We start from the raw sequence: 13,154 nt of genomic DNA, 5'->3' as shown, positions 1-13,154 counted from the left end.
AGCCTTCGTAGCTGTTAAACATAACGAAAAACCAGCAGTGGATTTATATAATCGCACCATTGAAAAACATGGCATTAAAATGAAAAGTTATGTTGCAGTTCAAAAAAAACTGCTAGTACTAATTTACCATATTTGGAAAAAAAATGAAGAATATGACCCAAATTATTTACAAAAAATGAATCAACATCAAGAAAATATCTCCAAGCTTTTAAAAGATGAGTTAGACAAAAAAAATAGCCCCAATCAAGTTGAGACTATACCAGATAAACAAATCATTTTTGAAAATGAAATACTTTCTATAGTTGAACAAATATATAAAAATTAAGAGAAAATAAGTTAGGATTTTAAGATAGTACCTTTCCGCTGCAATCTTTATATTTTTAAAGAAAAAATACAAAGGATTTCCGCTGTACTCCCTCACGCAAACCCTGCTAAAACCCTATTTATTATTATGTAGTACGGACAGCTTGCGAGCTGCCCCTACGATTATCATCACAAACAAAAAACAATGAAATTTATGATAGTTTATGTTTTCAATTCTAGCTCAATTTCAACATTGCATTTGCAACATTCAAAGTTGATTTGTCATATTGCTCATGTCCATATCCAAAATTCTCATTTAACTCATAAAACAATCTATAAATATCAAAAGGATTTTGAGAATCTGAAATCCATTTTACAATTATTTCTAAAATCTCATTCATATTGGTTTGAAAAGTCATTCTACCATCAGACAATCTGATACCATTATTGTCAGATTTTTTCTTACCGTTGTTTAAGAAAATGTTTTTTTCGTCATAAATAATATCTCTTATTTCTTTGTATTCTTTTCCTTTTGGTAAATACTCCATCAATAGTTTGCGAATTCCTTTATAGTAAATATTATATTTTTCTTCAGGATTTTCAAACTCTTTACCAACTAATTTGCGTAACTCATCAATTTCTTCTAAACCACCAATCTCAGAATTAAAGCTTAGTTGCTTACCAATCTTCTCATTAGATTTTTGAAGTATTTCTAATCTTTCTAAATCAGCTTTAGAAATTTCTAAATCTTCTTCTTTCCTAATTTTTTTATTTTCGTCTTCAATCATAACTACTAAAATTTAATTTCTAAAATGGTTTTTATTTTCTCACTTGCTTGCTTCAAATTTTTATCATCCCAAGAAATTAGACTTAATTTCTTCAAAGATTCCGAATAGTCAGGATAAAAGTCTCTAAAAGCAGCATGATAACTTTTCTTATATAGTTTATCTTGATACCAAGTGAAAAATGAATAAACAATTGACTCATGCAATTCATTTTCCTTTGCAAATTTTGACACTAAATATGAATTATTAATATATTTTTTAATGTAGTGAAACTTCTCTTCGCTTAAAAAAATATCCCGCGCAAAAGAATCAGCTTTCTCTTCAATTAAAAACAAATCATTATCACCTGTTAAATGAAAACTATTAGTTTCAATTAAATCAAAATCAAATAATACATGATGCAATTCATGCATTAATGTAAACCAAAGAGTTGGATATTTTTTGTTAAAGTCCGTCAAAACGATACAGGGTTTACCATTTATAATGAATGTAGCTCCTTTAACCTGCGTAGTAGAAAGATAATTTTGAAAAATAACTGTGACTCCAAGATTATATAATGCTCTGCAAACAGTGAAAAGTCCATTTTGTAAATCTTGTGAATATGGCTTGATTTTCACTATTAAATCTTTTAATCTTTCACGATTATAATCATTCGGATTATCGATAATCTTAAAACTTTGATAAGCTGATTTTATCCAAAAGTCTTTCATTTTATCAGAAAAATTTCTTTTAACTCTGCTGTACAGAGGTTCATCAAGTTGTTCTTCGAAGTCACTTATTGAGTTTAAGCCGAAAAAAGACAAAACTTTGTCAATTAACACCTCAGTATCATCATTATTGCTAAAAAAACCAAGTTTGGTTAAAGCTTTTATGTCAAAATTCTTAACTAAAAAGGTTGCTTTTCTTGCATTTTCAATTGAAGAAATATTTTCTTTGCTTTGATTCTTTAGAACAACATTAATAAATTCATTAATATCAATATTCAAAAACTCTGAAATCTTAACAATATTAATAAAATTTGGTTGTTTTGCGGTGCCTGAAATTATTTCTTCAAAAACATCTTTGTCTATGTTGAGTAATTTTAGAGCTTTTGTTTTACTTAAATTATATTCAATCAATTTAGTTTCAAAAATTTCTCTTATATCAATATAATTATCCTCTGAAAAAATTGATTGCAATAATTTATTTATGCCTACTGATTTCATATAAAGGGTATTTACCTCGCAAATATAATCAAAATATGATATTAAAAAAAATTTTAAGGGAAATTACCCTTAAAAAAAATAATTATAACTCATTTGAGTAATTCACATAATAAATGTTAAGTTTGTATATAATATGATTTGAGTAAATTGAAAAACGAAATTAATCTAGCCTCAGATTACTTTTGTTAAGGAAATATTAGACTTTCCTTCAAATTTTTATAAAAAAACAGAAAAATATTTGTTTAATATTGAGATAAACCAAGTAAAATCAACCACTCTACTCTGATAAAAAGTTCCTTATAATCAAATCAAAACCCAAACAATAATGCTCACCACCATCAACCCAAAGTTACCCACGCGCAACAAAGCAATTACACGGAATTTCTACATCAACCAATTGGGTTTTAAATAATGGGGCGCGCATTTTGACGGGTATTTGATGGTACAAAAAGACACCATTGAAATTCATTTTTTTGAGTTTGCAACTATTAATGCTGTTGAAAATTACTCAGGAGTTTATATTCGGGTGCAGGATATTGAAAACGTCTATAACAACTTCTTGAACAACGGCGTTGCCATTCATCCCAATGGTCCTCTGGAAATAAAATCTTGGGGACAAAAAGAATTTTCGATATTGGACCCAGATCATAATCTATTGACTTTCGGGCAAAGTTTGTAGCGAATGAGCAGTCATAAAAAAGCAATTTAGTATTTTTACATTTTAATTAAGACTTCAAAAAAAATGAAAATACTATTGCTAGGCTCAGGCGAATTAGGAAAGGAATTTACAATCGCTGCACAACGCATCGGGCAAATTGTAATCGCTGTGGACAGTTACGAAAATGCTCCGGCAATGCAAGTTGCCCATGATTTTGAAGTCATCAATATGCTAGACGGAGATGCGTTAGACAAAATCGTTGCCAAACACCAACCTGATTTCATCGTTCCTGAAATAGAAGCCATTAGAACCGAACGTTTTTATGATTACGAGAAGCAAGGAATCACTGTAGTTCCTTCTGCGAAAGCGGCAAACTTCACGATGAATAGGAAAGCAATTCGGGATGTAGCATCCAAAGAATTAGGTTTAAAAACCGCCAAGTATCGCTACGCCACCACTGCCGAGGAATTGCAAAAAGGAGTTGAAGCCGTTGGAATGCCCTGCGTGGTAAAACCCTTAATGTCTTCGTCCGGAAAAGGACAATCAACCATAAAAACCGAAGCGGATATCGAAAAAGCATGGAATTATGCCGTGGAAGGTTCCCGTGGCGATGTGGTAGAAGTAATTGTAGAAGCCTTTGTCAAATTCAATTCGGAAATCACATTATTAACCGTGGTTCAAAATAATAACCCAACACTTTTTTGTGCGCCAATTGGTCATCGTCAAGAACGTGGCGATTATCAGGAAAGCTGGCAACCCGCCAGAATATCCGACAAGGATTTGTACGAAGCGCAAGACATGGCCGAAAAAGTAACCGAAGCTTTAGGCGGCGCAGGACTTTTTGGAGTCGAATTTTTCTTGGCTGATGATGGTGTTTATTTCTCGGAATTATCTCCAAGACCACATGATACAGGAATGGTAACTTTGGCGGGAACGCAAAACTTCAACGAATTCGAATTGCATTTACGAGCGATTTTGAGTATGCCTATTTTCGAAATTACTTTAGAAAAAGCGGGAGCAAGTGCTGTAATTTTAGCTTCGGAAAATTCAACCAATCCAACCTATTCCGGAATAGAAAATATTGCTTGCTTACCAAAAACGGATTTCAGAATCTTTGGCAAACCAACTTCAAGACCGTATCGAAGAATGGCTGTGGCTTTAGTCAATGATACTTTAGAAACTCCCATTGAAGAAGTGGTAGAAAAAGCAAAGAAAGCAGCCAGTTTGGTTACCGTGCACTCGTAATTTATTTGATATATTTTCTTTATTACAAATAACAACAAGATGGAAATTATCCGCTAAATCCGTGTCATCAGCGTTCTATTTTTTCATCTTGAAAGTTATCGTTTAACCATTTGAAAGTTCTTTTGAATCTTTAAATACCTTTGCTAATACTAATCACGATGTCAAATTCAATAATCCATAACTGAATAATGATTGTCCTCGTTGCCTTAAAGGCAAAGTATTCAATGAAAAAAATATATTTTTCAATTTTGGATTCCCTCAAATGAACGAATATTGTTCTCATTGCAATTACAAATTCGAAAAAGAACCTGGTTACATTTTTTTGGAGCCATGTATGTAAATTATGGTTTAACAGTAGCGCAAGGAATTGCAACTTATGTTATTGCTCAATTCTTCTTTAAAGAAACTTTCGATTTACGATTCATTACAATCATTGCCATGGTGATTTTTGCAATGGCTTCTATTAGTATTCGTCTTTTCAGATTATTCTGGTTTTACATGTTTAAAAATTATTCGATGTAAAAAAAACCAGTATCTTAGCTAAAGTAAAATTTAATCATTTATGAAAAAGATATTATACTTAGCGATTTTGTTCTCTGCAACACTTGCTAGCGCTCAGGATAAAAAAGAAACACCAAAACCTCAAATTGTTGAAGCTTCATGCGGACAATGTCAGTTTGGGATGGAAGGACACGGTTGTGAATTAGCTGTTCGTATTGACGGAAAATCCTATTTTGTTGATGGAAGTTCCATCGACTCCCATGGTGATGCGCATGCCAAAGATGGTTTTTGTGCTGCCATAAGAAAAGTAGAAGTGGTTGGTAAAGTGGTGGACAATAAATTCAAAGTCACCTCATTCAAATTATTACCAAAAAAATAAAAAAAGGGCTTAAAGAAAATTCTTTAAGCCCTTTTTAATTACTTCGATTTCATATTCAATTTGAGATTGATATTCTCAAAACTAGAGACATCAATTACTTCTTCCAAGTCTACATCAAATGAAATTTTAATACTGTCACCCACTATTGTAACTGGCAATTGATTGGATATTTGGGATGAACCCACAAAAATATTAGGATAATCTTTGACTTTAAAATAATAAAAGCTGTTGCCGTTTTTGACATCGTTTTGAATTCGAGTCACTACTGATTTCAGCGATTTTTTATTCGACACACTATTCGGATTTATTTTATTATCTGCCATATTGTAAACGTTTTTAAACGAAGTCAAGGTTTCTCGCATGGTATTGCCAACGCCCACAATCGTGTAATCCGAAATGGCCACCATCGCAAACATTTTAACCAATCCGCCATCATCCTTCAGTGTCATGACATAAGTTGGTATGTTGTTGATATTATAAGGAATTGGCAATGAAGCCTTATATCCTTTCTCCTGAACTTTTCCTTGAGCAGAACTTTGAGCGGCAAATTCAGTGGCTCCACCTTGTTTATAAAAAGTAGTTTCTTTAGTTCTGGTATCCACCAATACAAAGCCTACAGCTGATTCATCTTTCCCAACCGAAGTCAATCCTGTATACCAGTAGGATTTACTGTCTTTTCCATATACCAATGTCAATCCTTCTGTGATTTGAAGCTTGTCTGCATTCGAAAAATTCCAGTATCCATGCACATATTCGCCCCAATCATTCAATTGGTCTTCGATAAATTCCAAGGGCTGAATTCGATCGACCCATTTTGGAGTTTTAGCAATTGTATAGGATCTCATGGCGCCAGATTGTGCGTCAACGACAAGAGTACCGATGGCTTCTTTTCCTGAAAAACCTACTTTTTTTGCATATTTAGTGATAATCCAATACGGATTTCCAGCATCATCAATTTCAAAACTAAAATCAGCTAAACCTATTGTGGAATTGCCATTAAAATAGACGTGTCTGTGAATATCACTCTGGAAATAGGCTCCTTGCTGGTACTTAATTTTGATGGCTTTACCAGCTACGTTCTGCACTAGTCTAACATCGCGTTCATTTGTTGCCGAAACCATAACATATCCTGCAGTTCCTTCTTGATTGTTAAACCATTTAAAAAAACCAGAATGTAACAATGGCGCTACCCAATACAAATTATTATTTACTTTTTGGATACAAAAATCCCCAAGCTCTACTTGACTCCCCAAAGCGGGTTGCGAACCTAGAATTTTCTCTCCAAGCAGATGGGCAAGCTCCTCATCGACCACACGGATTTTATCAATTGAAATTGGCGCAATGTGATTGGTGATTTTTTGACCGTTTTTAACCTCGCCTATTAATTTTTGATACGAATCGGAACGAAACATTTTGAGGCTGGTTGCAAAAGGCAAAACGATGCAATACACTAATAAAACAAGTACTGTAAATACTAAAAACCGATTTGGTTTGGATACGATCTTAATCTGACTGGTTTTTCCAGCGATCGCATATCCTGTAGAAAAAAGTACTGCAACAACAGCAATTACAAGTAAAATAAAAGCAAAACCCGTAAAGCCGTAATTGAGAACGGGTAAATTACTATAAAATAATAAAAACCCTAAAACCAATAAAAAAACGAAACCGCTAATTTTTCTCATGTCAAATGTTGTTTAGTACCAATTAGTCTGAAAACTTCATAAAGCGTTACAATGATATTCCCAAAAAAGCAAACTGCTGTCGCTTGTAAAAAAATAGTATTTTTGCAAGCTGATTGAAATAAATTTTCAATCCCTAGTAATTTTCAATTTTTAAAATAAACATATGAAAGCATACGTATTTCCAGGTCAAGGCGCACAATTTACAGGTATGGGTAAAGACTTATATGAGAGTAATATACTTGCGAAAGAATTATTTGAAAAAGCCAATGAAATTTTAGGTTTCCGTATCACAGACATAATGTTTGAAGGTACTGCCGAAGAATTAAAAGAAACCAAAGTAACACAACCAGCTGTTTTCTTGCACTCAGTAATTTTAGCAAAGACCCTTGGTGCCGATTTTAAACCAGAAATGGTAGCGGGACATTCTTTAGGAGAATTCTCCGCATTGGTAGCAAACGGTGCTTTATCTTTTGAGGACGGATTGAAATTAGTTTCCCAAAGAGCGTTGGCAATGCAAAAAGCATGCGAAATAAAACCTTCGACTATGGCTGCTGTTTTAGGATTGGCTGACACTATCGTCGAAGAAGTTTGCGCTTCAATTGACGGAATTGTAGTGGCTGCAAACTATAACTGTCCCGGACAACTAGTGATTTCTGGCGAATACAAAGCTGTTGAATTAGCCTGCGAAAAAATGAAAGAAGCTGGTGCCAAAAGAGCCTTAATCTTACCAGTAGGCGGCGCTTTCCACTCTCCGATGATGGAACCAGCCAGAGAAGAACTAGCTGCAGCTATTGAAGCCACTACTTTCGCAACTCCTATTTGTCCAGTATACCAAAATGTAACAGCAAGTGCCGTTTTTGACCCGAACGAGATCAAGAAAAATTTAATCATTCAGTTGACCGCTCCTGTAAAATGGACACAATCGGTGCAACAAATGATACAAGACGGTGCTACTTTATTTACAGAAGTTGGCCCGGGAAAAGTGTTAGCAGGATTGATTGGAAAAATTGATAAAGAGGCTGTTACAGCAAATGCATAATTAGAATTTAGTAACAGTTTTAAGATAGAGTCCTCATAAACTTATGTTTATGGGGATTTTTTTATATAATTTAAAACTATAGATTCTTAGCCTCTTCACAATGATTATTGATAATTCCAGTAATCAAATAATTCTGATTCTTTTTTTCAAAGAAAACATACCAAGTAGTTCGATTATTTGCCTGGTAGAAGATGTAATGTGAACCTAAATACTGAAGCTTTTGTGGAGTTAGTTTATGCGGAAAACTATTTATTTCCAAGATGATGAAATCTACAATTTTATCAACATAACGCGTTGCATTTTCTTCGTTACTAAAATATTCTTGACCGAAGAGTATAAAAATCAATTCATCAAAATAAAATAGAAGTTCATCCTTAAAAATTACTTTTTCCAAGGATACGCTTTTATTCTTTTAACCATCTCAACTTTAAATTCTTCCGGAGTATACCCTCTTTCCATTTCTGCATCAAAATCAAAAGTAGATTGATCAATACCATTTTGTTTCGTTTTGGAAACATTATAAGATACTGCAGGCTCTTCAACTTTAGTTATTTTAGACTTTCTTTTTTCAGCATCCATGATTGATTCATTTATCTAACGAATTTACAACAAATTACTTAAACGATAAAATCCCAAATTATCATTGTGATAATTTGGGATTCTATTATTAAACTGAACACTAATCCCGAATCGTCGGGACTGACCCTTAAATACTAACTTCTTATTTTCTGTTCCCATTTCCAAGCACTGGCCATCGCTTCTTCTAGCGTGGATTGTGCTTTCCATCCCAAAACATCGTTAGCTTTATCGGTATTGGCGTATGCCGAGGTTATATCGCCTTCTCTTCGTCCTACTATTTTATACGGCAACGATTTTCCACTCACTTTTTCAAAAGAGGCTATCACTTCTAAAACAGAGCTTCCCGTTCCGGTTCCTAAATTAAACGTTTCTACTTTAGTTGTATTTTTTTTATCCAATAAGCGCTGCAATGCAATTACGTGGGCTTTCGCCAAATCTACTACGTGAATATAATCACGAATTGCGGTTCCATCAGGAGTTGGGTAATCGTCTCCATAAACAGCTAATTCTTTACGTAATCCAATACCGGTTTGCGTAATAAACGGTACTAAGTTTTGCGGAACTCCCAATGGCAATTCCCCAATTTCATCTGATGGATGTGACCCAATTGGATTGAAATAACGCAACAAAATAGCATTGATATTAGTGACTTTGGCCGTGTCTGTGATAATCTCTTCCCCTATTTGTTTGGTATTCCCATAAGGAGACATGGCTATTTGAATGGATGCATTCTCAGTAATCGGCATCGTTTCGGCTTGACCATAAACCGTGCAAGAGGAACTAAAAATAAAATTGGCTGCTGCTTTTTGTTGTAATTCCTGCAAAATGTAAACCAAAGCATTGATATTATTTTCATAATACAACAACGGATTTTCAACACTTTCGCCCACCGCTTTTGACGCTGCAAAATGAATCACACCTGATATGTCATGATGTCTTTTAAAAAAATCTTGAACTTTATCTTTTTCTCTTAAATCAATTTTTTCAAAAACAGGCCTCACTCCAGTAATGTTTTGAATTCCATCTAAAACATCCAAAGAAGTGTTAGACAAATTATCTACAACAACTACTTCGAATCCTTCATTTTGCAATTCAACAACAGTATGTGATCCTATAAATCCTAAACCTCCTGTTACTAGTATTTTCATTCTTTATTTTTTTTAACACATGCACCCAATGTGTTGTTATACTAAATAAAAAAGACGCGATACTTCGCGTCTTACTATTATTTTAAAAATTCTAAAACGCTATCCGTAATGAATTTAATTTGCTCATCATCTAACTCTGTGTGCATTGGTAAGGAAAGCACTTCTTTTACCAATTGATTGGTTACCGGAAAATCCTCTTCTTTATATCTGGAATCCAAATATGCTTTTTGCGAATGCAGCGGAATAGGATAATAAATAGCACAAGGAATGCCTTTGTCTAATAAATGTTGCATCAATCCATTTCGATTAGCATCAAGGATTCTTAAAGTATACTGATGAAATACGTGACAGTCGCAAATATCACAAATGCTCGGTGCAATTATATTTTTGTGCCCTTCAAAAGCCGCAGAATATTTACGTGCTGCATCTTGTCTGGCTTTTCCGTATTGATCTAACAAAGGTAATTTGGCATTCAAAACTGCAGCTTGTATGCTGTCAAGTCTTGAGTTTACACCCACTACATCGTGGTGGTAACGCTCATACATACCGTGGTTTACTATTCCGCGTAATTTGTGAGCTAAAGCATCATCATTAGTAAAAATAGCACCACCATCTCCGTAACAACCTAAGTTTTTAGAAGGAAAAAAAGAAGTTGCACCTATGTGACCAATAGTTCCTGCTTTCTTTTTTGTACCGTCAGAGAACTTGCAATTTGCTCCAATAGCTTGTGCGTTATCTTCAATCACGTACAAATTATGTTCTTTGGCAATAGCCATAATTGCTTCCATATTGGCTGCACGTCCAAACAAGTGAACCGGTACAATCGCTTTTGTTTTTGGCGTTATAGCTTTACGAATCCCATCAATAGAAATGTTCATATTGTATAAATCTACGTCTACTAAAACCGGAGTTAGTTGCAACAATGCAATTACTTCGACTGTAGCTGCAAAAGTAAAATCAGCAGTGATCACCTCATCGCCAGGCTTTAAATCCAATCCCATCATTGCAATTTGCAAGGCATCAGTACCATTGGCACAAGGAATTACGTGCTTTACATCTAAATATTCCTCTAGTGATTTTTGAAATTCGTGCACTTTAGGTCCGTTGATATACGTATTGGTGTCTAACACTTCTTGAATAGAGGCATCTACAACATCTTTTATTTTTTCATATTGACTTTTCAAGTCAACCATTTGGATTTTTTTCATTTCGATTTTCAGTTTAATGTTCGAAAGAGAAGCCTGCTATTGCATTCTTGTTCCTTTCTTAAAACGAAGAACAAAAATAGTTATTTATGTCTTGATACCAATACAACGTTTCTTAAAAAACTGGGAATAAAATAAAATAAACTGCGCTATCTTGAAAATTAAAAAAAATGATGCGTTAGAAATTCATTTAAAGAAAACGTATTTTAGCCCAAAAATTTTAGTCATGTTTTTTATCTATAATTTAGTAGTTTTATTTGCCAATTTTCTTGTAAAGATAGTAGCGCTTTTCAGTCCCAAAATGAAACTTTTTGTAGACGGCAGAAAAGGTGTTTTTACGCAAGTTGAACAGCAAATAAAACCAACCGACAAAACAATTTGGTTTCATGCAGCATCGCTAGGCGAATACGAACAAGGCTTGCCCGTGATTGAAAAAATAAAAGAACAATTCTCAAGTCATAAAGTTGTCTTGTCTTTTTTTTCCCCATCAGGTTACGAAGTCCGAAAAAACAATACTGTAGCTGATGTTACCGTTTATTTACCAATGGACACAAAGAAAAATGCACAACAATTTCTTGACCTCATTCATCCAGATATGGTGTTTTTTATCAAGTACGAATATTGGCCGAATTACTTAAACGAACTCAAAAAACGCGACATAAAAACCTATTTAATTTCAGGGATTTTAAGAGAAAGCCAAGCTTTTTTTAAATGGTACGGCGGCTTTTACAGAAAAGCACTCGGTGCTTTTACTTACTTTTTTGTACAAAATGAAAGTTCAAAAAATTTACTTTATACCTTGGGAAAAACAAATGTTGCAATATCTGGTGACACTCGTTTTGATCGTGTGGCTACCATTTTAGAAAAAGACAATACACTTGATTTTATTGCTCAATTTAAGGACAGCACAGTGACAATTGTTGTTGGAAGTTCGTGGCCAAAAGATGAAGATTTCATTGTAAACTTCATTAATTCGACTGCTTTGAATGTGAAATTTATCATTGCTCCTCATAATATTAAAGACGAACAAATTCAAAAACTCAAAAACAGCATTAGCCGAAAAACTGTTTTATTCTCTGAAAAACAAAATAAAAACCTAGCCGATTTTGATGTCTTTATCATTGACACCATTGGGATTTTGACCAAAATCTACAGTTATGCTGATATTGCTTATGTAGGTGGAGGCTTTGGTAATCCTGGAGTGCACAATGTATTAGAACCAGCTACTTTTGGTGTTCCAATTGTTATTGGTTCCAACTATTCGCATTTTGCAGAAGCAATCGCATTGGTTAACATGCAGGCGTGTACTGCGATAAACAATCAACAAGAACTCAACGAAGCTTTTGAAAATCTCATTCGAAATGAAGACATCCGTCACGAAAAAGGACATATGAGCAGCACTTTTGTACAGATGAATAAGGGCGCTACGCAAATGATTGTGAGTCGACTTTAACCAATTGTAGTGGGTTTTATCAAATAAGTTGCAACAATTAAATTAGTATAGTCAACCAATAGACTGTTCACAAATAAATAAACCATTAAGATCATTAAGAAAATTAAGATTCATTGTGCTTACTGGTTCTTAATTATCTTTATGATTTAGAAAACAAGCTAATTTTGACAATACTTCCAAAAGAACTGTAAACTAAAATTCAAATTAATAAACATTGACTTTTTGAATGAAGAGGTTGTTGCGGCTACAAACTGAGCTTGTCTTTGAAATTACTGGCTTGTCTTCTGGAAATTTCCACTTTAATATCTTTTGGAAGTTCTGCTAAAAGATTTCCGCTAAACCAGGTTTCAATTTTACCAATGTATTGCACATTTACAATTTGGTTTCTATTGGCTCTAAAAAAATACTTCTCAGGAAGTTTTTCCTCAATCTGATTTAATGATTTGTTGATCGTGGCTTTTTCATTTTGAAAAAATACTTTGGTGTAATTGCCATCGACTTCAAACAAATAAATATCGGAGATTTTAACCAACCAGCATTTTTCACCATCTCTAATGAAAATCTGATTGTCTAAAGCTAGTTTCTTCTCACTTTTTTCTACTCTTTCGATCAAGTTTGTATTTACTTTTTCTACTGCTTGCGCAAACCTTTTTGGATTGATTGGTTTTAATAAATAATCGAGCGCATTGTATTCAAATGACTTGATGGCATACTCATCAAAGGCAGTTGTAAAAACCGTAATAGGTACATTATCGAGCATTTCAAGCAAGGCAAAACCATCTTTTTCAGGCATGTTGATATCCAGAAAAAGCAAGTCAGGCTGCGTGTTGTTGATGAGTTCAAAACCCAAATCTACATTTTCGGCTTCACCAATGATTTCAATTTCAGGGTGATTTTTTATTAATTCCTTTAGCTCATTGCGAGCCAAACGAGAATCTTCGACTATGACAGCTTTTATTTTTTTCATCGGTT

Annotated in this window: 14 protein-coding genes and 1 pseudogene; 7 read left to right on the top strand and 8 right to left on the bottom strand. The window is 33.8% G+C overall.

Going from position 1 to position 13,154, the window contains the following annotated elements; genetic code table 11:
- A pseudogene (locus ACNQGO_RS01445) lies at positions 1-325 on the top strand (hypothetical protein); the annotation flags it as partial.
- Positions 326-539: 214 nt separating this feature from the next.
- Here the strand turns inward: ACNQGO_RS01445 and ACNQGO_RS01440 are convergent.
- Both ACNQGO_RS01440 and ACNQGO_RS01435 read right to left on the bottom strand, forming a co-directional pair.
- The gene (locus tag ACNQGO_RS01440; protein WP_417947412.1) at positions 540-1,091 is read right to left on the bottom strand and encodes a hypothetical protein; all 552 of its coding nucleotides are present in this window, start codon (positions 1,089-1,091) and stop codon (positions 540-542) included.
- Positions 1,092-1,096: 5 nt separating this feature from the next.
- Positions 1,097-2,293 (bottom strand): ImmA/IrrE family metallo-endopeptidase, encoded by a 1,197-nt coding sequence (locus tag ACNQGO_RS01435; protein WP_417947414.1) that lies wholly within the window; start codon positions 2,291-2,293, stop codon positions 1,097-1,099.
- Positions 2,294-2,732: 439 nt separating this feature from the next.
- Between ACNQGO_RS01435 and ACNQGO_RS01430 the strand changes: the two genes are divergently transcribed.
- The 4 genes from ACNQGO_RS01430 (at position 2,733) to ACNQGO_RS01415 (ending at position 5,076) form a co-directional block, all read left to right on the top strand.
- Positions 2,733-2,972: a VOC family protein gene (locus tag ACNQGO_RS01430; RefSeq protein ID WP_417947415.1), complete on the top strand. Its 240-nt coding sequence runs from the start codon at positions 2,733-2,735 to the stop codon at positions 2,970-2,972.
- Between the two features lie 63 nt (positions 2,973-3,035).
- Complete coding sequence (gene purT / locus ACNQGO_RS01425; protein WP_417947417.1) at positions 3,036-4,196, top strand: formate-dependent phosphoribosylglycinamide formyltransferase; 1,161 nt, start codon at positions 3,036-3,038, stop codon at positions 4,194-4,196.
- Between the two features lie 282 nt (positions 4,197-4,478).
- A complete protein-coding gene (locus ACNQGO_RS01420) occupies positions 4,479-4,718 on the top strand; it encodes a hypothetical protein (RefSeq protein ID WP_417983935.1) in 240 nt (79 codons plus the stop codon).
- Between the two features lie 40 nt (positions 4,719-4,758).
- The gene (locus tag ACNQGO_RS01415) at positions 4,759-5,076 is read left to right on the top strand and encodes a DUF6370 family protein (RefSeq protein WP_417983934.1); all 318 of its coding nucleotides are present in this window, start codon (positions 4,759-4,761) and stop codon (positions 5,074-5,076) included.
- Positions 5,077-5,114: 38 nt separating this feature from the next.
- Here ACNQGO_RS01415 and ACNQGO_RS01410 read toward each other — a convergent pair whose 3' ends face one another.
- A complete protein-coding gene (locus ACNQGO_RS01410; RefSeq protein WP_417983933.1) occupies positions 5,115-6,758 on the bottom strand; it encodes a hypothetical protein in 1,644 nt (547 codons plus the stop codon).
- A 163-nt stretch (positions 6,759-6,921) separates the two neighbouring features.
- Here ACNQGO_RS01410 and fabD point away from each other — a divergent pair, with 163 nt between their 5' ends.
- The gene (gene fabD, locus ACNQGO_RS01405; RefSeq protein WP_417983932.1) at positions 6,922-7,797 is read left to right on the top strand and encodes an ACP S-malonyltransferase; all 876 of its coding nucleotides are present in this window, start codon (positions 6,922-6,924) and stop codon (positions 7,795-7,797) included.
- 76 nt (positions 7,798-7,873) lie between these two features.
- Here fabD and ACNQGO_RS01400 read toward each other — a convergent pair whose 3' ends face one another.
- The 4 genes from ACNQGO_RS01400 to ACNQGO_RS01385 form a co-directional block, all read right to left on the bottom strand.
- Positions 7,874-8,191 (bottom strand): hypothetical protein, encoded by a 318-nt coding sequence (locus tag ACNQGO_RS01400; protein WP_417977419.1) that lies wholly within the window; start codon positions 8,189-8,191, stop codon positions 7,874-7,876.
- On the bottom strand, positions 8,179-8,376 hold the full coding sequence (locus ACNQGO_RS01395; protein WP_309758637.1) for a hypothetical protein: 198 nt from the start codon (positions 8,374-8,376) through the stop codon (positions 8,179-8,181). Before ACNQGO_RS01395 ends, ACNQGO_RS01400 begins: the two co-directional genes overlap by 13 nt.
- A 134-nt stretch (positions 8,377-8,510) precedes the next feature.
- A complete protein-coding gene (gene galE, locus ACNQGO_RS01390) occupies positions 8,511-9,524 on the bottom strand; it encodes a UDP-glucose 4-epimerase GalE (RefSeq protein ID WP_417977421.1) in 1,014 nt (337 codons plus the stop codon).
- 77 nt (positions 9,525-9,601) lie between these two features.
- On the bottom strand, positions 9,602-10,732 hold the full coding sequence (locus ACNQGO_RS01385) for a DegT/DnrJ/EryC1/StrS family aminotransferase (protein ID WP_417977423.1): 1,131 nt from the start codon (positions 10,730-10,732) through the stop codon (positions 9,602-9,604).
- 223 nt (positions 10,733-10,955) lie between these two features.
- Between ACNQGO_RS01385 and ACNQGO_RS01380 the strand changes: the two genes are divergently transcribed.
- Positions 10,956-12,182, top strand: a complete 1,227-nt coding sequence (locus ACNQGO_RS01380; protein WP_417977705.1) for a 3-deoxy-D-manno-octulosonic acid transferase — start codon at positions 10,956-10,958, stop codon at positions 12,180-12,182.
- A gap of 244 nt (positions 12,183-12,426) precedes the next feature.
- On the opposite strand, the gene ACNQGO_RS01375 is transcribed toward ACNQGO_RS01380, so the two are convergent.
- Positions 12,427-13,149, bottom strand: a complete 723-nt coding sequence (locus ACNQGO_RS01375) for a LytR/AlgR family response regulator transcription factor (protein ID WP_417983931.1) — start codon at positions 13,147-13,149, stop codon at positions 12,427-12,429.
- Positions 13,150-13,154 lie beyond the last annotated feature (5 nt).

Source organism: Flavobacterium frigidum (genome assembly GCF_048286735.1).
Classification (GTDB): Bacteria; Bacteroidota; Bacteroidia; order Flavobacteriales; family Flavobacteriaceae; genus Flavobacterium.
The sequence above is the reverse complement of the archived record's forward strand: the minus strand, read 5'-3'. Positions and strand labels throughout refer to the sequence as shown.

Excerpts from the sequence above, each read along its gene's own strand:
- ACNQGO_RS01415 (WP_417983934.1), top strand. The coding sequence starts at position 4,759 with ATGAAAAAGATATTATACTTAGCGATTTTGTTCTCTGCAACACTTGCT.
- ACNQGO_RS01440 (WP_417947412.1), bottom strand. The coding sequence starts at position 1,091 with ATGATTGAAGACGAAAATAAAAAAATTAGGAAAGAAGAAGATTTAGAA.
- ACNQGO_RS01380 (WP_417977705.1), top strand. The coding sequence starts at position 10,956 with ATGTTTTTTATCTATAATTTAGTAGTTTTATTTGCCAATTTTCTTGTA.
- ACNQGO_RS01435 (WP_417947414.1), bottom strand. The coding sequence starts at position 2,293 with ATGAAATCAGTAGGCATAAATAAATTATTGCAATCAATTTTTTCAGAG.
- purT (WP_417947417.1), top strand. The coding sequence starts at position 3,036 with ATGAAAATACTATTGCTAGGCTCAGGCGAATTAGGAAAGGAATTTACA.
- galE (WP_417977421.1), bottom strand. The coding sequence starts at position 9,524 with ATGAAAATACTAGTAACAGGAGGTTTAGGATTTATAGGATCACATACT.
- ACNQGO_RS01375 (WP_417983931.1), bottom strand. The coding sequence starts at position 13,149 with ATGAAAAAAATAAAAGCTGTCATAGTCGAAGATTCTCGTTTGGCTCGC.
- ACNQGO_RS01430 (WP_417947415.1), top strand. The coding sequence starts at position 2,733 with ATGGTACAAAAAGACACCATTGAAATTCATTTTTTTGAGTTTGCAACT.
- fabD (WP_417983932.1), top strand. The coding sequence starts at position 6,922 with ATGAAAGCATACGTATTTCCAGGTCAAGGCGCACAATTTACAGGTATG.
- ACNQGO_RS01385 (WP_417977423.1), bottom strand. The coding sequence starts at position 10,732 with ATGAAAAAAATCCAAATGGTTGACTTGAAAAGTCAATATGAAAAAATA.
- ACNQGO_RS01410 (WP_417983933.1), bottom strand. The coding sequence starts at position 6,758 with ATGAGAAAAATTAGCGGTTTCGTTTTTTTATTGGTTTTAGGGTTTTTA.
- ACNQGO_RS01395 (WP_309758637.1), bottom strand. The coding sequence starts at position 8,376 with ATGGATGCTGAAAAAAGAAAGTCTAAAATAACTAAAGTTGAAGAGCCT.